The 21,083-nt window shown below is 71.1% G+C and carries 23 protein-coding genes, 2 pseudogenes and 1 riboswitch; of the genes and pseudogenes, 14 read left to right on the top strand and 11 right to left on the bottom strand.

Translation table 11 applies throughout. The annotated features are described in order from the left end of the window. Positions 1-60 precede the first annotated feature (60 nt). The 3 genes from AC0680_RS20750 (at position 61) to AC0680_RS20740 (ending at position 2,892) form a co-directional block, all read left to right on the top strand. A complete protein-coding gene (locus tag AC0680_RS20750; RefSeq protein ID WP_478630731.1) occupies positions 61-576 on the top strand; it encodes a Pycsar system effector family protein in 516 nt (171 codons plus the stop codon). An 82-nt stretch (positions 577-658) separates the two neighbouring features. Further along, positions 659-919 (top strand): SCO4848 family membrane protein, encoded by a 261-nt coding sequence (locus AC0680_RS20745; RefSeq protein ID WP_384425446.1) that lies wholly within the window; start codon positions 659-661, stop codon positions 917-919. Positions 920-1,536: 617 nt separating this feature from the next. Then, complete coding sequence (locus tag AC0680_RS20740) at positions 1,537-2,892, top strand: D-alanyl-D-alanine carboxypeptidase family protein (RefSeq protein WP_478630727.1); 1,356 nt, start codon at positions 1,537-1,539, stop codon at positions 2,890-2,892. A gap of 39 nt (positions 2,893-2,931) precedes the next feature. Here AC0680_RS20740 and AC0680_RS20735 read toward each other — a convergent pair whose 3' ends face one another. The 4 genes from AC0680_RS20735 to AC0680_RS20720 form a co-directional block, all read right to left on the bottom strand. Continuing rightward, positions 2,932-3,870, bottom strand: coding sequence for a YihY/virulence factor BrkB family protein (locus tag AC0680_RS20735; RefSeq protein WP_478630725.1), 939 nt, complete (start codon positions 3,868-3,870; stop codon positions 2,932-2,934). Positions 3,871-3,930: 60 nt separating this feature from the next. Further along, positions 3,931-4,515, bottom strand: coding sequence for a 2'-5' RNA ligase family protein (locus tag AC0680_RS20730; protein ID WP_478630723.1), 585 nt, complete (start codon positions 4,513-4,515; stop codon positions 3,931-3,933). Positions 4,516-4,699: 184 nt separating this feature from the next. Continuing rightward, positions 4,700-5,710: a tryptophan--tRNA ligase gene (gene trpS / locus AC0680_RS20725; protein ID WP_478630904.1), complete on the bottom strand. Its 1,011-nt coding sequence runs from the start codon at positions 5,708-5,710 to the stop codon at positions 4,700-4,702. A gap of 147 nt (positions 5,711-5,857) precedes the next feature. Beyond that, complete coding sequence (locus AC0680_RS20720) at positions 5,858-7,129, bottom strand: serine hydroxymethyltransferase (RefSeq protein WP_478630721.1); 1,272 nt, start codon at positions 7,127-7,129, stop codon at positions 5,858-5,860. Positions 7,130-7,168: 39 nt separating this feature from the next. Continuing rightward, a riboswitch (ZMP/ZTP riboswitch) is annotated at positions 7,169-7,259 on the bottom strand. A gap of 200 nt (positions 7,260-7,459) precedes the next feature. Here AC0680_RS20720 and rocD point away from each other — a divergent pair. Next, positions 7,460-8,665, top strand: coding sequence for an ornithine--oxo-acid transaminase (gene rocD, locus AC0680_RS20715; RefSeq protein ID WP_478630718.1), 1,206 nt, complete (start codon positions 7,460-7,462; stop codon positions 8,663-8,665). 151 nt (positions 8,666-8,816) lie between these two features. On the opposite strand, the gene AC0680_RS20710 is transcribed toward rocD, so the two are convergent. Beyond that, positions 8,817-10,007, bottom strand: a complete 1,191-nt coding sequence (locus AC0680_RS20710) for a glutathionylspermidine synthase family protein (RefSeq protein ID WP_478630716.1) — start codon at positions 10,005-10,007, stop codon at positions 8,817-8,819. A gap of 16 nt (positions 10,008-10,023) precedes the next feature. Next, positions 10,024-10,443: a hypothetical protein gene (locus AC0680_RS20705; protein WP_478630713.1), complete on the bottom strand. Its 420-nt coding sequence runs from the start codon at positions 10,441-10,443 to the stop codon at positions 10,024-10,026. A 343-nt stretch (positions 10,444-10,786) separates the two neighbouring features. Between AC0680_RS20705 and AC0680_RS20700 the strand changes: the two genes are divergently transcribed. From AC0680_RS20700 to AC0680_RS20685, 4 genes are all read left to right on the top strand, one after another. Then, positions 10,787-11,323, top strand: coding sequence for a VOC family protein (locus AC0680_RS20700; RefSeq protein ID WP_478630711.1), 537 nt, complete (start codon positions 10,787-10,789; stop codon positions 11,321-11,323). Continuing rightward, positions 11,316-12,119, top strand: coding sequence for a MerR family transcriptional regulator (locus AC0680_RS20695; RefSeq protein WP_478630710.1), 804 nt, complete (start codon positions 11,316-11,318; stop codon positions 12,117-12,119). The genes AC0680_RS20700 and AC0680_RS20695 overlap by 8 nt, the downstream gene beginning before the upstream one ends. Before the next feature lie 118 nt (positions 12,120-12,237). Next, complete coding sequence (locus AC0680_RS20690) at positions 12,238-12,777, top strand: N-acetyltransferase family protein (protein WP_478630709.1); 540 nt, start codon at positions 12,238-12,240, stop codon at positions 12,775-12,777. Between the two features lie 218 nt (positions 12,778-12,995). Beyond that, a complete protein-coding gene (locus AC0680_RS20685) occupies positions 12,996-13,532 on the top strand; it encodes a DUF4232 domain-containing protein (protein ID WP_478630706.1) in 537 nt (178 codons plus the stop codon). A 73-nt stretch (positions 13,533-13,605) separates the two neighbouring features. Here the strand turns inward: AC0680_RS20685 and AC0680_RS20680 are convergent, their stop codons facing one another. Both AC0680_RS20680 and AC0680_RS20675 read right to left on the bottom strand, forming a co-directional pair. After that, the gene (locus tag AC0680_RS20680) at positions 13,606-14,250 is read right to left on the bottom strand and encodes a class I SAM-dependent methyltransferase (RefSeq protein WP_478630703.1); all 645 of its coding nucleotides are present in this window, start codon (positions 14,248-14,250) and stop codon (positions 13,606-13,608) included. 93 nt (positions 14,251-14,343) lie between these two features. Next, the gene (locus tag AC0680_RS20675) at positions 14,344-14,841 is read right to left on the bottom strand and encodes a hypothetical protein (RefSeq protein ID WP_478630702.1); all 498 of its coding nucleotides are present in this window, start codon (positions 14,839-14,841) and stop codon (positions 14,344-14,346) included. A gap of 792 nt (positions 14,842-15,633) precedes the next feature. On the opposite strand from AC0680_RS20675, the pseudogene AC0680_RS20670 reads away from it, so the two are divergent. The 4 genes and pseudogenes from AC0680_RS20670 to AC0680_RS20655 all read left to right on the top strand — a co-directional run. Beyond that, positions 15,634-15,840 (top strand): annotated as a pseudogene (locus tag AC0680_RS20670) (helix-turn-helix domain-containing protein); the annotation flags it as partial. Between the two features lie 43 nt (positions 15,841-15,883). Further along, positions 15,884-16,483: a hypothetical protein gene (locus AC0680_RS20665; RefSeq protein ID WP_478630921.1), complete on the top strand. Its 600-nt coding sequence runs from the start codon at positions 15,884-15,886 to the stop codon at positions 16,481-16,483. A gap of 15 nt (positions 16,484-16,498) precedes the next feature. Continuing rightward, positions 16,499-17,089, top strand: a complete 591-nt coding sequence (cyaB, locus tag AC0680_RS20660) for a class IV adenylate cyclase (protein ID WP_478630701.1) — start codon at positions 16,499-16,501, stop codon at positions 17,087-17,089. 41 nt (positions 17,090-17,130) lie between these two features. Continuing rightward, positions 17,131-17,599, top strand: a pseudogene (locus AC0680_RS20655) (NUDIX hydrolase). Between the two features lie 185 nt (positions 17,600-17,784). Here the strand turns inward: AC0680_RS20655 and cutA are convergent. From cutA to pdxR, 3 genes are all read right to left on the bottom strand, one after another. Continuing rightward, positions 17,785-18,117, bottom strand: coding sequence for a divalent-cation tolerance protein CutA (gene cutA, locus AC0680_RS20650; RefSeq protein ID WP_478630699.1), 333 nt, complete (start codon positions 18,115-18,117; stop codon positions 17,785-17,787). A 39-nt stretch (positions 18,118-18,156) separates the two neighbouring features. Next, on the bottom strand, positions 18,157-18,297 hold the full coding sequence (locus AC0680_RS20645) for a hypothetical protein (RefSeq protein WP_478630697.1): 141 nt from the start codon (positions 18,295-18,297) through the stop codon (positions 18,157-18,159). A gap of 67 nt (positions 18,298-18,364) precedes the next feature. Further along, positions 18,365-19,783, bottom strand: coding sequence for a MocR-like pyridoxine biosynthesis transcription factor PdxR (gene pdxR / locus AC0680_RS20640; protein ID WP_478630694.1), 1,419 nt, complete (start codon positions 19,781-19,783; stop codon positions 18,365-18,367). A gap of 47 nt (positions 19,784-19,830) precedes the next feature. Here pdxR and AC0680_RS20635 point away from each other — a divergent pair, with 47 nt between their 5' ends. Together AC0680_RS20635 and AC0680_RS20630 are read left to right on the top strand one after the other, a co-directional pair. Then, positions 19,831-20,295: a carboxymuconolactone decarboxylase family protein gene (locus AC0680_RS20635; protein WP_478630692.1), complete on the top strand. Its 465-nt coding sequence runs from the start codon at positions 19,831-19,833 to the stop codon at positions 20,293-20,295. Beyond that, positions 20,292-21,035, top strand: coding sequence for an isocitrate lyase/PEP mutase family protein (locus AC0680_RS20630; RefSeq protein ID WP_478630689.1), 744 nt, complete (start codon positions 20,292-20,294; stop codon positions 21,033-21,035). Before AC0680_RS20635 ends, AC0680_RS20630 begins: the two co-directional genes overlap by 4 nt. Positions 21,036-21,083: the final 48 nt, after the last annotated feature.

The raw sequence follows: 21,083 nt of genomic DNA, 5'->3' as shown, positions 1-21,083 counted from the left end.
CGGCATCCTGGGTACCGCACGCACCGCACGGCACTCCCGGGACCCCGGAGGCGAGCACTGATGGCGACCACCACACCTGACCCGCGGCACGGCGGCATCCGGGACGGAACGGACGACGGAGCACCCGGCGCCGCGCCGCCGGTCCGGCAGGACCGGATCGTGGCGACCATGAGTGCGCTCCAGGCGGACCTGGCCCGCTCCGAGGGCAAGGCGAGCCTGCTGCTGGCCCTGTCCGGGGCGGCCCTGGTCGCGCTGGTCTCGGCGGCCGGCAGCCTGCGCCTGACGGTGCCCGCCGCCGTGGCCGGGGCGCTCGGCACCGCCGCGCTGCTGGCCGCGACCGTGCTGCTGTTGCTCGCGGTCCGCCCGGACCTCGGGGGCAGCGGCTGGACGAGCTGGTCCCGGCTGAGCGTCGAGCAGCTGCGCGAGCGGCTGGCGTCCGGCTATCAGGTGGACCATCTGAGGTTCATGGCCGCGCTCGCCGCCCGGAAGTTCCGGCTGATCCGGGCGGCGGTGGACTGCCTGCTCGCCGGCGTCGGCCTGCTGGCGCTGACGGCCGTGCTGATGCGGACGACCTGACCGGCCGCCCCCGCCGCGGGGCACGTGGGCCACCGGCCGGATACTGGCAGGACAGGCTCCCCCGCGCTTAAGGACACACCCCATGAAGCTCAGCCGCCCCGTCTCCTGGTTCCTCCTCGCCTTCGGCGCCTGGTCATGGGTGGTGTGGGTGACCTTCGTCAAGAACCTGCTCAAGGACGCCAGCGGACTGGCCTTCGACCACGGCGACCCCACCGCGTACTTCTGGGTGCACCTCGCCCTGGCCATCACGTCGTTCCTGCTGGGGACCGCCATCGGCGTGATCGGGTTCCGGGGCCTGCGCGCACTGCGCCGGGAGTCGGCGGGGACGGCGACGAAGAGCTGACCGTGCCGGGCCCCGCTCCGGCGGGACCGGGGCCGGCGGCCCCTCTTCCGTGCGGGGCGGTGCCGCCGTACCGTCGAGACATGGCCCGTAGGCCCGCAGGGGATCCCCTGCGGTAGTCACCCGCCCCGGCTGCCCGACCCTCCAGGTCTCCGCAGCCGGGGCGGTGGCCTGAGTGCCGTTCCTCCGCGCTCGGGGGTCCCACCGGACACCGGACCCGACCTCGGCCGTCGCGCACCCCGTCGGCGTTCATGAGCGAGGTCACCTGCTCATGAGTGATTTCACATCCCGGACCCACGGCTTTGGGATCCCCAAGGGTCCGGCTGACGTCTTTGAACCCGTGGACTACGTCGACGTGCTCGCCGCCGGGCGGCGACACGCGCGGTGTCATGCGCTCCGACCTGCTCTTTCGTCCAGTCCCTGCGGTGATGGCCAGTTATGTGTGAAAGGTGACCCAGATGAATCAGCTCCACACCCCGAAGGCGAGCGGGAATCAGGACACGGGGCGGGAGGGCTTCACGAGTTCCGGCGGGGGCAGCGGCTCCATCCGGCGGTCCGCGGGGGCACTCTTCCGTGGGGTGCTGTCGGCATCGCGGGCAATGGGGGGTACGTTCAGCGACGTGCCGACGACCTTCCGTGCTTCCCCGGCTTCCCTGGACCCGATCACACCCGCCGCCTCCGCCGCGCCGAGCACCGCCGGCGCGGCCGGTGGCACCGGGCCCGCGGCGCGTAACGGCCTTCCCGTACGCACCGTCGCCGCACTGGCCGCCTCCGGGCTGCTGGCCGCCCCGCTGCTGGCCGGCACCGCGTACGCCGATCCCAAGGCGCCCGCCCCACCGGCGAAGATGTCGCGGGTGGGCGGGGACCGGCTGGGCATGCCCGGCGTCCAGGTGCAGCTCAAGCCCGGTGCGCCCAAGCTGCCGGGGCCCGACGCGCTGACCGCCCGCTCGTGGATCGTCTCCGACGCCGAGTCGGGCAAGGTGCTGGCCGCCAAGAACCCGCACTGGCAGCTGGCACCGGCCAGCACGCTGAAGATGCTGTTCGCGGACACGGTGCTGCCGAAGTTCCCCAAGGACCGGAAGTACACCGTCAAGCCCGCCGACCTGGAGGGCATGGGCGTGGGCAGCAGCCTGGTCGGGATAAAGGAGAACCTGAGCTACACGGTCCACGACCTGTGGCTCGGGGTCTTCCTGCGCTCCGGCAACGACGCGGTGCACACCCTCTCGGCGATGAACGGCGGAACGGAGGCCACCGTCATGCAGATGCAGAAGCACGCCAAGGAACTGAACGCCAACGACACCCATGTGGTGACACCGGACGGATACGACGCGCCGGGGCAGGTCTCCAGCGCCTACGACCTGAGCCTGTTCGCCCGGTCGGGCCTTACGAACGCCGACTTCCGCGAGTACTGCTCGACGGCGTTCGCGCAGTTCCCCGGGGACAAGGGCAAGGACGGCAAGCGGGCCACGTTCGGCATCCAGAACACCAACCGGCTGCTCAGCGGCGATTACGACATGAAGCCGTACCCGGGCATCGCGGGGGTGAAGAACGGCTCGACCACCAACGCCGGGTCGACCTTCACCGGCGTGGCCCAACGGGGCGAGCGCAAGCTGCTGGTGACGGTCATGAACCCGGCGAAGAAGGAGCACAACGAGGCCTACAAGGAGGCCGCCAAGCTGCTCGACTGGGGCTTCGCCGCGGCCGACAAGGTCGAGCCGGTCGGCCGGCTCGTCGGGCCGCGGAGCCAGGACGACGGCACCGGCGCGGAGGGCGCCAAGGGCAAGGGCGCGCAGGACAACGCCCAGGCCGGGCTGAACGCCACCGGCGGCGGGGGCGGCGCATGGACCGCGATCGCGGTCACCGGTGGCGTGATGGCCCTGGTCGGCATCGTGGCCCTGGCCGTGCACCGCCGCCGGCCGCTGCCGGAGCTCGTACGGGGCCGCGGTCGCGAGCGGGGGCGTCGCTCGGGGCGCTGATCAGGACCCGGCCGGGGCCGGGGCGGGAGGGGTGCCGCGTCATGCGCTCCCCCGCCCCGCCGCCCCGTCCGGCCCCTCGCCCGCCTCGTCGCCCTGCCGGCCCTTCTCCTCGTCGCTTTCCTCGTCGCCCTTCTCCCCGGCCGTGGCGGTCCAAGAGGCGCAGTACACCAGCAGCTTGGCGGTGAAGTTGATCCACAGCAGCAGGGCGATCGGGGTGCCGAAGGCGCCGTAGACGCTGCGTGCGGCGACGCCTTGGAGGTAGCCGCTCAGCAGCAGCTTCAGCAGTTCGAAGCCGATGGCGCCCATGAAGCTCGCGACCACGACGACCCGGCGCCGGGGGCGGACGCCGGGGAGCTCGGTCAGGACGTAGGCGAGCAGCACGAAGTCGGCGAGGACGGCGATGACGAAGCCGGCGGCCTTGAGCAGGACGGCGCCGAGCCCGTCCTCGGGCAGGCCGATCGCCTCGGCCGCCCGGTCGACCGCCGCGGTCGCGAAGACCGAGCAGCCCAGCGAGAGCACGGCGACACCGCCGAGCCCCAGCAGCACGCCGCCGTCCCGGAGCTTGCCGAGGAAGAAGTTGGTGTCCTCGTCGCCCTTCTCCCATACGGCGCGCAGGCAGTCGCGCAGCGACTCGACCCAGCCGAGGCCGGTCAGCAGCAGCGCGGCGCCGGCGACCAGGCCGACGGTGGCGGCGTTGTCGACCAGCGTGACCAGATCGAGCTGGCCCGAGATGCCGGGGACCTGCTCGGCGAGCTTGGCCTGCAGCTTGTGCAGCTGGCTGTCGCCGAGCAGCGCGGCGCCGATCGCGGCGGCGACGGTGAGCAGCGGGAAGAGGGCGATGAAGCTGGTGAAGGTGATCGCGGCGGCGAGCCTGGTCCAGTGCACCCGCAGCATGCGTTCGTAGGCGTGCCAGAGGTGGGTGGTCATCAGCCGGCGGACGGCCGGTCCGATCACCGGAAGCTTGCTCAACCACTCCATGGCGTTCCCCTCGTCGCGCTCCGAGAGATCGAAACTACGCCACGTGACGCGGGGGGCCGCTCAGCAGGACGGCGCGGGCGGGCGGGAGAGATCCACCGCCTGGCGCGGGACACCGCCCGCCTGCGGGCCGAAGGGGTACTCCCGCTCCAGGCGCCACACCGCGTCCGCACCCTGCTCGTACAGGGCGAAGCCGCCGATCGTCCAGGTCGCGGAGAAGTCCGCGAGCTCGCTCTGGGCGCGGTTCATGGCGTCCTCGGCGATGCCGTGGGCGACGGTGACATGCGGGTGGTAGGGGAACTGCAGCTCGCGGGCGCAGGGGCCGGAGGCGGCGCGGACCCGGGCCTGCAGGGCGGTGCAGCCCGCCTCGCCCTCGGCGACCTTGACGAAGACGACCGGGGAGAGCGGGCGGAAGGTGCCGGTGCCTTCCAGGCGGAGCGGGAAGGGGCGGAAGGCGGCCGCGACCGCGGCGAGGTGGCGTTCGATGCCGGGCAGCGCCTCGGCGTGCACCTCGGTCGGCGGCAGGAGGGTGATGTGCGTGGGGATGCCGTGCGCGGCGGGGTCCCCGAAGCCCTCGCGCTTCCGCTGAAGGAAGCTGCCGTACGGCTCCGGGACCGCGATCGAAACGCCCAGCGTTACGGTCCCCACTGCGTTCTCCCTCCTGACATGTGTGCGGCACGCTCGCGCACCCTCATAGTGTGCCGGGTGCGCGCCCTTCGCGGGGAGCGTCCCCGGCCCTGTGACAAACAGGGCCATGGGCCCCCGCAGGTGGGGACCCAGGGCTCTGTGCGGCCCGTCCGGCGGGTTCGTGCGGCCGCGCGGACGGGTCCCGTCAGTGCTTGGCCGGCAGGAATCCGAGCCGGTCATAGGTGGTGGCCAGGGTCTCGGCGGCGACCGCGCGGGCCTTCTCCGCACCCTTGGCCAGGATCGAGTCCAGCGTCTCGGGGTCGTCCAGATATTCCTGCGTACGGTCCCGGAACGGTGTGACGAATTCGACCATCACCTCGGCGAGATCGGTCTTGAGGGCGCCGTACATCTTGCCCTCGTACTTCTGCTCCAGCTCCGGGATCGAGGTGCCCGTGAGGGTGGAGTAGATCGTCAGGAGGTTGGAGACGCCCGGCTTGTTCTCGGTGTCGTAGCGGATCACGGTGTCGGTGTCCGTGACCGCGCTCTTGACCTTCTTCGCGGAGACCTTCGGCTCGTCGAGGAGGTTGATCAGGCCCTTGGCGCTGGCGGCCGACTTGCTCATCTTGGCCGACGGGTCCTGCAGGTCGTAGATCTTCGCCGTCTCCTTGAGGATGTACGGCGCCGGGATGGTGAAGGTGTCGCCGTAGCGGGCGTTGAAGCGCTCGGCGAGGTCACGGGTCAGCTCGATGTGCTGGCGCTGGTCCTCGCCCACCGGGACCTGGTGGGCCTGGTAGAGGAGGATGTCGGCGATCTGCAGGATCGGGTACGTGAACAGGCCGACGGAGGTGCGGTCGGCGCCCTGCTTGGCGGCCTTGTCCTTGAACTGGGTCATCCGGGATGCCTCACCGAAGCCGGTCAGGCAGTTCATGACCCAGGCGAGCTGGGCGTGCTCGGGCACATGGCTCTGCACGAAGAGCGTGCAGCGCTCCGGGTCGAGCCCGGCGGCCAGCAGCTGGGCGGCGGCGATCCGGGTGTTCTGCCGCAGCTCCGCGGGGTCCTGCGGGACGGTGATCGCATGCAGGTCGACGACCATGTAGAAGGCGTCGTGCGCCTCCTGCAGCGCCACCCACTGGCGGACGGCACCGAGGTAGTTGCCGAGGTGGAAGGAGCCGGCGGTGGGCTGGATGCCGGAGAGCACACGAGGCGGACGCTGCATGGCGGAGCCATTCCCCTTGGGGCGGTGGTGGGAGACGGGCGGGCGGTCGAGAGCCATGGACCGATTGTCTCAGGTCTGCGGGTGCTCCCCGGCGCGTGGTCGGGGCGTGGACCGACGGCCTGCCGGACGGCCGCCGTCAGGGAGTCGTCAGCTCGTCGCCAGCCCCGGCGCCGGATGGCCGGCCATCAGCTCCGCGACCTCCCCCCGGACCGCCGCCAGGGCCGCCTCGTCGTCCGCCTTCGCGGCCGTCACGCCCCGCTCGATCCACTCCGCGACCTGCGGCATCAGATCCGTGCCCAGCCCCCGCGAGGTGAGCGACGGCGTACCGATCCGGATGCCCGACGGGTCGAAGGGCTTGCGCGGGTCGAACGGGACGGTGTTGTAGTTGACGACGATCCCGGCCCGGTCCAGCGCCTTGGCGGCGACCTTGCCCGGCACGTCCTTGCCGGTCAGGTCGATCAGCACCAGGTGGTTGTCGGTACCGCCGGAGACCAGGTCGAAGCCGCGGGCCAGCAGCGCCTCGGCGAGCGCCTTGGCGTTGGCGACGACGGCGTGCGCGTAGTCCCGGAAGGCGGGCGCGGCGGCCTCGCGCAGGGCGACCGCGATGGCGGCGGTGGTGTGGTTGTGCGGGCCGCCCTGGAGGCCGGGGAACACGGCCTTGTCGATGGCCTTGGCGTGGCTCGCGCGGGACATCAGCATCGCGCCGCGCGGCCCGCGCAGGGTCTTGTGCGTCGTCGTGGAGATCACGTCGGCGTGCGGTACGGGCGAGGGGTGGGCGCCGCCCGCGATCAGGCCGGCGATATGGGCGATGTCCGCGACGAGTACCGCGCCGACCTCCCGCGCGATCTCGCCGAAGGCGGCGAAGTCGATGGTGCGGGGGACGGCCGTGCCGCCACAGAAGATGATCTTCGGGCGCTCCTTGCGGGCGAGCTCGCGCACCTCGTCGAAGTCGATCAGCCCGCTGTCGGCACGTACGCCGTACTGGACGCCGCGGAACCACGTGCCGGTGGCCGAGACGCCCCAGCCGTGGGTGAGGTGGCCGCCCATCGGCAGCGCCATGCCCAGCACGGTGTCGCCGGGCTCGGCGAAGGCCAGGTACGCGGCGAGGTTGGCGGGCGAGCCGGAGTACGGCTGGACGTTGGCGTGTTCGACGCCGAAGACGGCCTTGGCGCGCTCGACGGCCAGCGTCTCGACGCGGTCGATGTTCTGCTGGCCTTCGTAGTAGCGACGGCCCGCGTACCCCTCGCTGTACTTGTTCTGCAGGACCGTGCCGGTGGCTTCCAGGACGGCGGCGGAGACGTAGTTCTCGCTGGGGATCAGCCGCAGGGTGTCGGCCTGGAGCTGCTCCTCGGCGCCTACGAGGGCGGCGAGTTCGGGATCGGCGGCGTGCAGCGCGGGATGGGGAAGGGGCAGTGACATGGCGTCCTCCGGGGCGCTCGATCGGTGGTCCGGTCGGGTCCCGGGTGCCCAGGCGGGCGGCACCTCGTGATGGTGTCCTCGCACCGCTCCCTCGGGGTCGATTCCCCGTACGCCAGTCGCGGTACGCACCGCCGAGTCTAGGGGTGGCCCGCCGATCTCGGGGCGCCGGCCCGCTCCTTTCCCCGGACGGGCCCCGGACGCCCGCCCGCGTCACCGCGGCGCCGGAACACCGAACCGCCGCAACAGCTTCCGAACAATCCACCCACGCGGCACTATAGAGGGGCATCTCGATGCATATGCCCCGTACGCCTTACCGAAACGGAGTCACCGGTGACGTCAACGGAACGCAGCATCGCCGCCGCCGAAGCCCACAGCGCGCACAACTACCACCCGCTGCCCGTCGTCGTGGCCACCGCCGAGGGCGCCTGGATGACGGACGTGGAGGGCCGGCGCTATCTGGACATGCTCGCCGGGTACTCAGCGCTGAACTTCGGGCACGGCAACCGTCGTCTGCTGGACGCCGCCAAGGCCCAGCTGGAACGGGTCACGCTCACCTCGCGCGCCTTCCACCACGACCGGTTCGCGGACTTCTGCGCCGCACTGGCCGAGCTGTGCGGGATGGAGCTGGTGCTGCCGATGAACACCGGCGCCGAGGCGGTCGAGACGGCCGTCAAGACGGCCCGCAAGTGGGGCTACCAGGTCAAGGGCGTCCCGGACGGCCTGGCCAAGATCGTCGTCGCGGAGAACAACTTCCACGGCCGGACCACCACCATCGTCTCCTTCTCCACCGACCCCGAGGCCCGCGCCGGCTTCGGCCCGTACACCCCCGGTTTCGAGATCGTCCCGTACGGCGACCTGGCGGCGCTGGAGGCGGCCGTCGACGACCACACGGTCGCCGTCCTCCTGGAGCCGATCCAGGGCGAGGCGGGCGTGCTGGTGCCGCCGCCGGGCTACCTGGCGGGCGTGCGGGAGCTGACCCGCCGCCGCGGCGTGCTGTTCGTCGCCGACGAGATCCAGTCCGGGCTGGGGCGCACGGGCCGGACCTTCGCCTGCGAGCACGAGGGCGTGGTGCCCGACATGTACGTACTGGGCAAGGCGCTGGGCGGCGGAGTGGTGCCGGTGTCGGCGGTGGTCTCCTCCCGCGAGGTGCTCGGGGTCTACGCGCCCGGCGAGCACGGCTCGACGTTCGGCGGCAACCCGCTCGCCTGCGCGGTGGCGCTGGAGGTCATCGCGATGCTGCGGACCGGTGAACTCCAGCAGCACGCCGCGGAGTTGGGCGAGCATCTGCACGGCGAGCTGGGGCTGCTGGTGGGCGACGGCACGGTGGACGCGGTACGCGGCCGCGGGCTGTGGGCGGGCGTGGACATCAACCCCGCGCGCGGCACCGGACGGAGCGTCTCCGAGCAGCTGATGGCGCGGGGCGTGCTGGTCAAGGACACCCACGGCGCGACGATCCGGATCGCCCCGCCGCTGGTGATCAGCAAGGAGGACCTGGACTGGGGCCTGGCCCGGCTGCGGGAGGTGCTGGAGGGGTAGCACGGGCGCCGGCACGGGCGCCGCGAGCACGCAGCGGGCGACCGGCGGGCCGAAGGCCCTGGCCGCTCGCTGCGCCATGTGGCGGAGGGGCGCGCCGGCGCCTGGGCGCGCGGCGCCCGGTGGGTCCGCGGCACCCGGTGGCTCGCGGGCCTCAGCGGATCACATGCGGCACGAAGCGCGCGTACTCGTCCGTGACCGGTCCGGACGACTCGCGGATGCCCAGCCCCGCCGCCTCGTCCTCGACGACCCAGGCGCCGAGGACGACACGGTTGCCGTCGAAGTCCGGCAGCGGCGCCAGCTCCTGGTAGCAGCACGGGTCTTCGGGCCCGCGCAGCACCGGGGCGGCGCCCGGCTCGTGCAGCGTGACGCCGGCGCCCTCCCTGCCGAGCAGCGGCTTTGCCGCGTAGCCACGGGTGTGCGCCAGCTCGCGCGGCCCGTCGAGGTACGCGGGCAGCAGGTTCGGATGTCCGGGGTAGAGCTCCCACAGGACCGCCAGCAGCGCCTTGTTGGAGAGCAGCATCTTCCAGGCGGGTTCGATCCAGAGGGTGGAGCCGGTGCCACCGCCGTTGTCGAGGGTGTCCAGGACGTGCGGGCCGAAGTCGTCGGTGGCCAGCCACTCCCACGGGTAGAGCTTGAAGCACGCCCGCATGAAGCGCAGCCGCTGGTCGACGAAGCGGCCCGAGAGCCGGTCCCAGCCGATGTCCTCCATCGAGATGGCGACCGTCTCCAGGCCCGCCTGCTGCGCCGTCTCCTCCAGATACGCGACGGTCATCAGGTCCTCGCCGAGCTCGTCGCCCGCGGAGTGCGCGAAGTGCAGCGGCGCACCGGGCGGCAGCAGCGGGGCCTGCCGCTTCCAGGCCGCCACCAGCCGCTCGTGCAGCGAGTTCCACTGGTCGGCGCCCGGGAAGCGCTCCTCCATCCAGAACCACTGCGGGCTGGCGGCCTCGACCAGCGAGGTCGGCGTATCGGCGTTGTACTCCAGCATCCTGGCCGGGCCGGTGCCGTCGTAGTGCAGGTCGAACCGCCCGTAGAGGGACGGCAGTTCCTCGCGCCGGCGCCAGGACTCGGCGACCAGCTCCACCAACCGGGGATCGACGATGCCGAGGTCGGCGAAGCGGCCCTGGTCGACGATGTGCGCGGCCGCGGCCAGGCACATGCCGTGCAGTTCCTCGACGACCTCCTCCAGGGCCTCGACCTCGGGGAGGGTGAACTCGTAGTACGCGCTCTCGTCCCAGTACGGCCGCAGGGAATCGTCCGGGTAGCGGGTGAGCGGGTAGATCAGCCCCTGCGCCTCGACGGTCTGCTGCCAGCCGGGGCGGGGCTCGATGGTGTGGCGTTCCATGCCGTGTCCCGGCCGCTCAGCCGCCGAAGGAGCCGTGCCGGCCGCCGCCGCTGCCGTGCGACCCCGAGCAGCCGAAGCCGCCGCGGTTGACGGCCGAGCTCTTGCTGAAGGTGCCGTCGGCGGCGTACTTGCCGCCGTTGTTGCTCGGGTCGTAGTACCACTGGCCGTCGACGGGCTTCTTGCCCGCCCCGCCGCCTCGGCCGCTCTTGCCGTACCCGCCGCCGCTCGTGGTGCTGCCTGCGCTGGACGAGCCGCCGCCCGCCGAGCAGTTCTTGGAGTCGACGATGCGGTAGCCCTTGACCATGTCGTAGCTGTTGCGGTCGACGCAGCGCTTGTCGGGCTCGGAGCCGCAGGACGTCAGGGCCGCGGCGAGCGCGCCCATGCCTCCCAGGATCACCGTGCTCGACCGCAGCCGCCGACGTGCCTTTTCGGCCATGTCTTCCCGCTTCCCCCGTGGACGTACTTCGGTCGTACATCGGACGTACATCGTTGTGACTCCGGCCAAGCCTAGAGACCGGCTCCCCTCGCCCCCGATACGCCCCCGTCCTGATTCCGACTGGTTCCGACTCGTCCCCCTGCGGTCGCCTCACGGCCCTGGGGAGGATCTGCCCCCTCCCGTCCGCTGTGTGCCACGGCTGTGTGCCACGGCACCGGACGGGGCGGGAGCGGGTGGCGGCCGGCCCCGTCCGGGGGGCGGACGTCCCGGGCAGCGGCCGGGACGGGCAAGGTGCCAAAACCGGCTTGACCCTCACGCTGCGGGAGGCTGGAGAGTCGGGTGCATGAGCGACTACTACAACGCGTTCGAGACGAGCCCCGTGCCCACGCCCGGCCCGGATGCGGTCCCGCCGGAGCTGTTCCGCGGCATCTACGGAATGCCCGCGTTCGTGACGATCCCCACGAGCGACTTGGCGGCGTCGGTGGACTTCTGGATTCGTGGGCTCGGGTTCTTCGAGCTGTTCAGCATCCCCGGCCAGGTGGTGCATCTGCGCCGGTGGGCCTTCCAGGACGTACTCCTCGTCCCGGCGGCGAGCGTTGCGGAGCAACCGCCGGCGATGAGCGTCAGTTTCGCGTGCGTGCTCAGCCAGGTCGATTCCCTTGTCGAGGCCTGTCGTGCGCTGCGCCCGAACTCGGTCGACGGTCCACGGGACACTCCCTGGAACACCCGCGACGTGACGGTGATCACCCCCGAGAACGCACGGATCGTCTTCACCGCGGCGAAGCCCTTCGATCCGGACAGTCAGGAGGCCCGGAACCTCGCAGCGGTCGGGATCACCCCACCGGGCGTCGGTGGCGACGACAATGAGGAGCATGCCTGATACCACTGACGCCGATGGCCTGACCGTCGGTCAGGTCTCGGCGCGGCTGGGCGTGACGGTCCGCGCGCTGCACCACTGGGACGAGATCGGTCTGGCGCGACCGTCGCTGCGCACGGCCGCCGGATACCGGCTCTACACCGCCGGTGATCTGGAACGCCTGCACCGCATCGTCGTCTACCGCGAGATCGGCCTCGGCCTGGACAAGATCCGGGCCGTCCTGGACGACTCGACCGCGGACGTGCCCGGCGCACTGCGCGCGCAGCGCACCCAGGTCGCCGAACGGATCGACCGCCTCCAGCAGCTCGGTGCCGGACTGGACCGGATGATCGACGCCCACGAGCGCGGCCTGCTGCTGACCGTCGAGCAGCAGGCCACGGTCTTCGGCCCCCAGTGGAACCCGGACTGGCCCGCCGAGGCCCGTCAGCGCTACGGAGACACAGCGCAATGGCGGCAGTACGCCGAACGCTCGGCCTCTCGCGGCCCGGAGGAATGGCAGGCCGTCGCCGACGCCAACACCGCCCTCGACCGCGCCCTCGGGGAGGCGATGGACGCCGGCGTCACACCTGGTAGCCCGGAAGCGAACCAACTCGTCGAGCGGCACCGCGAGGTCTTCGCTGCGTACTTTCCCCTCACCAGGCAGATGCAGGTCTGCCTCGGCCGCATGTACGAGTCCGATCCGGCGTTCGCCGCCCACTACGACGCCACCCGCGCCGGCCTTGCCACGTGGTTCCGTCGCATCGTCGACGCCGCCGCGCGTGCCGACGGCATCGACCCCGACACCGCGACCTGGCAGTAGAGCGCGGGTCCGGGGGCCCGGCGCCCGTGGGGGCGTCCGACGCCTTCCCGAACCCGGAGGTCCTCCCGACTCGCGCTCCAGCCGCAGGGCCGGGTACAGGTACACCTAGGCTGGCCGCATGACCGACAGCATCCCGGCGCCCGGCCCGATATCCGACGAGCTGACGCTGCGTCACCCTGCGGCGTCGGACCATCCGCGCCTCCAGGCGGCCCTGGCCGACTGGTGGGGCGGACTGGGCGGTGAAGCGGGCGCACTGCAACGGACGTTGCTGGTACCGCGCCTGTTCCTGCAGCACTTCGCCGACACCAGCTTCCTCGTCGAGCGCCCCGACGGCACCCTGCACGCCTTCCTGATCGGCTTCCTGTCCCAGACCGACCCGCACACGGCCTACGTCCACTTCGTCGGCGTGTGCCCCGACGGCAAGCGCGGCGGTGTCGGCAGCGCGCTGTACGAGCGCTTCTTCACCCTCGCCCGGGAGGCAGGCCGCAGCCGGGTCCGCTGCATCACCAGCCCCAACAACCGCGACTCCATCGCGTACCACACCCGTATGGGCTTCCGACTGGAGCCGGGCGACCGGACCGACGACGACGGCGTACCGGTGCACACGGACTACGACGGTCCGGGGCTGGACCGGGTGTCCTTCGTACGGGAGCTTTGACCGCGCCGTCGTACGGGAGCTGTAACCGCGCCGCACGGGAGTCGGAGCCGCGCCGCACAGGAGTCGTGGCCGCGCCGTACCGGAGTTGCAGCCGCGCCTGCCCGGAAATCGATCACCGCGCCGCGGACAGAGGCAACCCCGGGCGCACGAAACCCTTCCTCCTCAACAGAAGCCCTATGCGACATACGGAAAGAACAGCGGAACAACCAGGGGGAGTCGTGCGTCGGCGATCACATCTCGCGGCGGCGGCCGCGCTCACCATGACCGTCACTCTCGGCCTGGGGCTGCTCGGCTGCGGCTCCCCCCGGATGGCGGCACTGCACGCCGACTGCACGACGAAGAGCCTGCGCTGGAAGCTCACCGTGCTGAAGAAGAAGCCGCACAGCACCCACCGCGACGCGCGGCTGTCCATCGCCAACAAGGGCCCGGGCACCTGCGTCTTCCGCGGCTTCCCGGTCTTCGAGGTCCATGTGGGCAAGGGCCCCATGTCCGACGCACAGGGGCACGGCCGGACCATGCCCATCGACCTCCGCCGCGGCGGCACCCTGACGGCCGCGCTGCGCTACAAGGACTCCGACCGGGCCACGCAGCCCGAAGGCTGCATGGTCAGCATCGACACCGCCGTGGTCGCCGCACCACACGACCCCCAGGGCCGCCACCCGATAACGGCCCGGGACGAAACGGGCCGACGGACCCAGCTGAGCATCTGCGAGGACGCGATCTGGATGGGACCGCCTACGGAGGTCGCGGAGTAGCGGAGTAGTCGCCCGGCGAGCGGGTGGGCTCTGCTCGGCGCCTCTCGACGCCGCCGCTTCGCGCGGCAAGCGATCACGACGCCTGCACCAGCAGGGTCCCGATGTTCCCTTCCACTGGTGCGTCCAGAATCACCACCTCGACCTGGCCGAAGCCTGCGGCGTGCAGCATGTCGGCCCAGGTCCTTGGGGTGTGGTCGTAGCGGCGCAGGAACATGGGTTCGCCCGCGAAGCCGCCCTTGAACATGCCTTGCGCGCCGTAGCAGCCGGGGATGGCCGGCGGCTGGGAGAAGACGAGTCGGCCGCCGGGGGCGAGCCGTTTGCGGATCAGGGGCATCAGCTCATGCGGATCGGTGAACCAGCAGGCACCGAAGACCGAGTACATCGCCTCGAAGCACTCACTGGTGCCGTCCAAGTAGTCGCGGACGTCCGCACAGGAAAACCGTGACGCGTCCACCTCCGGGTATCGCTGCCGTACCAGCTCGACGCCCAGCGGGGACATGTCCACCCCCAGGACGTCGAAGCCCTGTTCCAGCAGGAACGTGAGATGGCGGCCGGTGCCGAAGCCGAGTTCCAGGACGCGCCGGGCATCCCCCAGCAGCTCGTGGCCGGGGCCGTGGTCGCCGTACTGGGTCCAACGCATTCTGGTCAGCGCCTGGTCAGCCCGCCCGAAGGCCGCTTCGACCCAGGTGTCCCAGAGGCGTTCTTCGACGGTCGGCACTTTCGCCCTCTTTCGCGCATGCGGTGCGGCCCCCGCCGTCGCGGAGCGGGGGCCAGGCTAGCGGTGGTTCGGTGAGCGTCGGTGCCCGTTCTGTCAGTGGCTGTCGGGCACCTTGTCGTTGCACGGTGAGCAGTTCGAAGCGTCGACCGCCCACAACTCGTCGTCCACCTCGAACCCGTTGTCGCGCATGACTCCGGCGGTCCGCAGGACGGTGCCGTCGCGACGACGGCGGATCAACGGGGCGTGGTGCTTGTAGCCTCCGCCGTTGTAGGTGTCGCAGAACGCGAAGTACACGGGGGTGTCGAGGATGATCTGGTGGACACCGATGTCGACGGTCTTGCCCACCCCGAGATCGCTGCCGGGTTGTTCCATCGCAGTGATGAGGTAGGCCACGGCCTGGTTCAGGATGCGCTCCGCCAGGCTGCGGACCTCGACCGCGTCCCGCAGCAGAAGCGCGATCTCACGCTCCCACAGGCTGCCGCCGTCGATGACGTTGTCGAGAAGGTGAGCGACCTTCGGCCGAACGGCGTTGAGCAGTTCCTTCGTGTCCCGCGTACGCGTGCCGGCGGGAGGTTCCAGCGTGATGCTCACGGTATTGCTCCTCTCGGTGGGTCCAAGCTGTTCCGTGGCGGCAGCGCCGAGCCGAAGGTTCCGGCGAGCACCCGCAGCCGTCTGGCCGACCGTGTGCGCCCTGGTCGTCATCCGTGGCCCCGCTTCGGGTGGGGGTGGCGGCGCATCTCGATGCTGCAGTCGATCGCCTTGGACCTGTCCCCGGCGGCGTGCGCCCTCGCACGCTGCTCTGCCAGAGCGGCACACACATCACACCCGGCAACCGGCTCGGGCTCCGGCGCCGACAGCGGTTCCATCAGGTGAACGGGCTGACACCCGCGGGCCATCAGCCCATCACCTCCACACCGTGAATCCACCGCGTCCCCGCGTCACAGCCGTGCACGGTCAGCCACAGTGCTCGACGCCGCTCACGCCGCAACCGCCGTTCCTGTCGTTCGTCGGGCGCGAGGACGTAGGGGCGGATCAGGGCAGCTTGCTCACCTCTCCATAGCTCCGGATGCCGGACGGGTGCCTGGGAAAGCGAGAGCATCGGTGCGTCCTCACACCTGTCGGCGGGCAGCGAGCCGGCCGACCTGTGGTCTCCTCGCGCAGGCAATAACAACCGCAGCAGCGGTACGACCAGTCTCGCGATGGTTCCGCTCACGTCGTCAACCTCCCGGGGTTGATAGCGATGCCCCGGGCCGTCACCACGGTCGCGGGGGTCTTTTGCACTCGTCTGGCCAGGATTCAGCGCAGGACGGCATGGGCCCATATCCGGGCGGTAATCTCACGGTGGGATGACTCTCCATCCCACCGTGAGTCCGGGGGAGGACCATGGCGACACTCCTACCGATCGAGCTGCCCGAGTGGGCCTGGCAGCGGGCGGAAGTTCGTGAAGCCTTACGGGAGCGGGACATGGGCGCGGTGTTCCGCCGCGTCCAGCAATACGGCGGGGCGAGTCAGTCCCGGATTGCCACGGCCGTATCCATGACGCAGGCTCGGGTGAACGAGATCATCAACGGACGACGAGAGATCACACGCCTTGACGTGTTCGAGCGGATCGCGGACGGACTCAACATGCCGGATGACGCCCGGCATCTGCTCGGGCTTGCATCGACGCGCGGGGAACGCGGTGGTGGGCGTGCATTCGATCTGGCCGCATTCCCGGAAGTCGTCCGGGTGTACGCCACCCAGGCCGCCGCATCCCAAGAGATCCGACAACTCGCCGTGTCAGCAACGGCAGCTGGACGTCCTTGCGGTGCGTGGGCTTGGCCTTATCGGACTCAAGGACTCCCTGCTTCGCGCGTCACTTGCCCGTCCGGAGGGACAGCAGGCGCTGCGACTTCGAGTGTTGTTGCTCGCCCCCGAATCGCCCGCGCTTGCTGCGCGGGCAGCCGAAATCGGGGAATCTACCGAATCGCTCGCTGGGGGCATCAAACTTGCCGAAGCTCGATTGCGTGAGCTGTCGAGCCTTTGCGACCTTCAGGTCTACCGCTACGACATGCACCCGACATGGCGCATCATCAGGCTGGACGAAACGATGTTCGTCTCGGCCTTCGATGCCGACTGGGAAGGGCATGAATCAGCCACCTACAAGGTCATGGAAACCCCACACGGTCCGCTGTATCGGGGTTTTGAGCGAATGTTCGCCGCCATGACGGAAACAGGAACCCGTACCGTCTGAACGGAGGATCGTGCATTGATCGAGGCAGAGCTGAAAGCACGTGTCCACAATCCGGAGTACGTCATGGGGCAGCTCGACCGAATTACGGAAGGGCGGGCCGAGGTGTATCAGGACACCTACTACGACGATCCGTCGGGACGCCTCGGCGCTCAGGATCAGGAATTGAGGGTCCGCACGATCCACGGGCCGGACTCGACCCGCTCCCTCCTCACATACAAGAGCGCCCGGATTGATGCCGAGTCCGGCTCGAAGCCGGAGCACGAAACGCGGGTGGACGACGCAGAGGCCGTTCACGCCATGCTGCGTGGACTCGGATACGTGCCGGCGATCGCCTTCCGGAAGCACTGCCGAAACTACGAGTTCCGCTCCCATGGACGCAGCTTGCTCGCCACGCTGGTCCAGATTCCAGAGATCGAAGGAACCTTCCTGGAAGTCGAGACCATGCTGTCGAAGGGGAAGGAACTCTCATCCGCGCTCGACGACGTCCGGTCCGTCATGGGTGAACTCGGCATCCATGCAGACGACTTCACGACCGAGCTCTACACGGACGCCGTAGCGGCCCGGCTCGCCCCGGATACGGGACAACCCGACTCGCGTGAGCATTGAGAAACCGTGGAATAAGGACCCGATAGGGGAAGGATCAGGCCGTGGGCAGGCGAGACTACGACGACGACCCGGACGCCCCAGCCGCCAACAGCCTGGTTCCGGCCGCTTCCGCCGTTGTCGTAGACGACACCGGACGCATCCTGCTCCAGCGGCGGCGCGACAACGACAAGTGGGCCCCTTCCCGGTGGCGTGATGCACATCGGAGAGTCGTTGCCGGACTGTGCGGTCCGGGAGACACGAGAGGAGACCGGGCTCGATATCGAGATCGTCGGCATCGTCGGGACGTACACCAACCCCCGTCACCTCCTCGCCTACGACGATGGCGAGGTACGGCAGGAGTTCTCCATCTGCTTCCTTGCACGTCCCGTCGCCGGCCACGCGGTGGTCTCCCAGGAATCGACTGACGTGCGCTGGTTCGAACTCGCAGAGGCGGACGGGCTCCCCATGGTTCCCAGTAACCGGAAGCGTGTGCACGACTGGCGCGACGGCAATATGCCCGCCCTCCGGTGATCGGCACACGCGGGGTACACAGCAGAGGCGCCCCTACGCCCCGGCCCCTGCGGCAGCGCCCCAAACAGCGCTTCCAGGGAGCCCGTTGAAGGAGTGATCAGGCAGGGCCACGTAGGCGACCGCTCGGCGAACACCGGACCGTGCCCGCCGCCGCCGAGGTCTTGGAGGAGGCCCACTCCTGAGACCTACTCGCTGAGGGCCGGCCCAACGGCCGTGGCGATCCAACGAAGGTACGCGTCCGAGCCGGCCACGAGGGGCACGGCAGAGACCTCGGGGTTCTTCCACGGGTGATGTTCCAGGAGGTGCGCCTCCAGCGCGGCGTATCCGTCGGCCCGGCTCTTGAACAGGAGTTGCCACTCCTCGCCCGTCCCGAACTCGCCCTCATGCCAGAAGGCGGTGACTACGGGACCAACGATTTGAGCCCCGGCAGCGAGTCGTCCCGTCACCACGGAACGGGCCAGCTCTACCGCCTGCTCGCGTGTTTCCGTCGCGGTGGACACCTGGAGGAAGTCAGCCATACGGCGAGCCTAGCCGTCGGCCGTTGGCATTCGCTGGAGCTACGGATTCCTCACGCATACGTCCACCACCCCGCCCCTGCTCGACAGGCACTTCGCCTGGTGGTGGGTGGGGTGGTGGGTGGGGTGGTGGGTGGGGTGGTGGGTGGGGTGGTGGGTGGGGTGGTGGGTGCCCTGCCCCAAGGGGCATGAGCACCTCGGGCCGTACTGCGTACCGCGAAAGCCGTAACGCGCTGGGCCGCCCACCCCCCTACTCCCCCGGCGGCAGCGCCCTCATCAGGGCGTCCAGGGCGCCCGTGAAGGAGTGGTCGGGTGGGGTGCCGTAGGCGACTACCAGGGCGTCGCGTGGGGGTGTGGGGGTGGCTGGGGCGCGGAAGCGGGTCAGGCCTTCGAGGGCGAGGCCCTGCCAGCGGGCGGCCTGGACGATGGAGCGTTCGGTGCCGGGCGGGAGTTCCAGTACGGCGTGGAGTCCGGCGGCGATGCCGGAGACGTGGACGTGCGGGGCGCGCTCGGCCAGGGCCGCGACCAGTTGGTCGCGGCGGCGCCGGTAGCGCAGCCGCATACCGCGCAGGTGCCGGTCGTAGGCGCCCGAGGAGATGAACTCGGCGAGGGTGAGCTGCTCCAGGGTGCCGGAGGACCATTCGCCGGCGCTCTTGAGGGCGAGGACGGGCTCGAGGAGGCGGTCCGGCAGCACCATCCAGGCCAGTCGCAGCGCGGGGGCCAGGCTCTTGCTGGCGGTGCCCAGATAGACGACGTGGTCGGGGTCGAGTCCCTGGAGCGCGCCGACGGGCTGGCGGTCGTAGCGGAACTCGCCGTCGTAGTCGTCCTCCAGTACGTAACCACCGGTGGCCCGCGCCCAGTTGACGGCGGCGGCCCGGCGGTCGGGGTGCAGCGGCACCCCCGTCGGGAACTGGTGGGCGGGGGTGAGCAGGGCCGCCAGCAGGCCGTCGTGGGCGGCCAGCTCGGCGGTCCGGGCGCCGTGTTCGTCGACGGCGAGGGGGACGGTGCGCAGACCGGCGCGGGCGATGACCTCGCGGTGGAAGTCCAGGCCGTAGGACTCCACGGCCAGCCGCCCCGACCCACCGCCCAGCACCCGGCCGAGCAGGGCCAGTCCCTGCATGAAGCCGGTGCACACGACGATGCGCTCGGGATCGGCGCGCACGCCACGGGCGCGGGCCAGATAGTCGGCGAGGACGGTGCGCAGTTCCGGGCGGCCGGCCGGGCTGCCGTATCCGAAGGCCTCGCTGGGGGCCGCGGTCAGCGCGCGGCGGGCGGCCGCCAGCCAGGCGGTGCGGGGGAAGGCGGCGACGTCGGGGGTGCCCGGGGTGAGGTCGAAGCGCGGTGGCCCGGCGGGTCCGGCCGGGCCGGGGGCGCGCCGGGCGGCGGGCCTGGTGCGCGCCAGCGCCCGCTCGGCGACGCGGGTGCCGGAGCCCTGGCGGGCGCTGAGCCAGCCCTCCGCCACCAGCTCGGCGTAGGCGTCGGCGACGGTGTTGCGGGCGATGCCGAGGTCGGCGGCGAGCGAGCGGGAGGACGGCAGCCGGGTACCCGGGGCCAGCCGCCCGGACCGTACCGCGTCCCGCAGTGCGCGCAGCAGGGCGGCCCGCAGCCCGCCGGGGCCGGTGAGGTCCAGGTGCAGATCGCGGCCGAAAGTGGCCCAGGAATCCTCCATGGAAGTGGACCATACAGCTGCGCCAATGCCGCCGTAGCGTCGTACCCATGACGACACAGACCCACCAGCACGGCCCCCGCCTTCGCTGGGCCAAGCTCGCACCCGATGTCTACAAGGCCATGATCGCGCTGGACGCGGCGGCGAAGAAGGGCCTCGATCCGGCGCTGGTCGCCCTGGTCGAGATCCGTGCGTCGCAGCTCAACCACTGCGCGTTCTGCATCCATATGCACTCCACCGACGCCCGTAAGGCCGGCGAGACCGAGGAGCGCATCCACCTCCTCAACGCCTGGGAGGAGGCCACCGGTTTCTACTCCCCCAAGGAGCAGGCCGCGCTCGCCCTCACCGAGGCGGTCACCGTACTGACCGAGGGTTTTGTGCCCGACGCCGTCTACGACCGCGCCGCCGCCCACTTCGAGGAGGCCGAACTGGCCCAGCTGATCGCCATGATCACCACGATCAACGCCTGGAACCGCTTCGGCGTCTCCACCCGCATGACCCCGGGGCAGGCGTGACCGCGGCCGCGGCGCTGCGCGCCCTGCACCACGCCCCCGGCCTGCCGCTGGTCCTGCCCGGTCCCTGGGACGCGGCCAGCGCCAGGGTCTTCGCGGACGCCGGGTTCCCGGCGCTGGCCACGCCCAGTGCGGGCGTGGCGGCCTCGCTCGGTTACGAGGACGGCCGGACGCCGCCCGACGAGATGTTCGCCGCCGTCGCCCGCATCGTCCGGGCCGTCGACATCCCGGTCTCGGCGGATGTGGAGGCCGGATACGGGCTGTCCGCGAAGGAGTTGGTGGGCCGGCTCGCGGAGGCCGGGGCGGTGGGCTGCAACCTGGAGGACACCGACCACGCCACCGGCACGCTGCGGGACGCGCAGGAACAGGCGGACTGGCTGGCCGATGTGCGCGCCGAGGCGGGCGGGGAGCTGGTGATCAACGCCCGGATCGACACCTATCTGCGCGGCGTCACGGACCCGGCGGAGGCGGTGCGCCGTGGCCGGATGTACGCCGCGGCGGGCGCCGACTGCGTCTACCCGATCATCGCTCCCCCCGAGCAACTGGCCTACCTGGCCGATGCCATCGGCCTCCCGGTCAACGCCGTGGTGCTGCCGGACGGACCCGGCCCCCGCGCGCTGGGCGAGCTGGGCGCGGCCCGGGTCACCTTCGGCCCGGGACTCCAGCACCGGGCCATGTCGGCGGTGGCGGGCATCGCGCAGGGGCTGCGGGAGGAGCTGGGGGCGCGGGAACGGCGCGACTGAGGCGCCGTCGCCGAGGAGCGGCCGGGGCGCGGGCACCAGGCCGGGGCG

The organism is Streptomyces sp. NPDC043738, assembly GCF_056436545.1.
The sequence above is the reverse complement of the archived record's forward strand: the minus strand, read 5'-3'. Positions and strand labels throughout refer to the sequence as shown.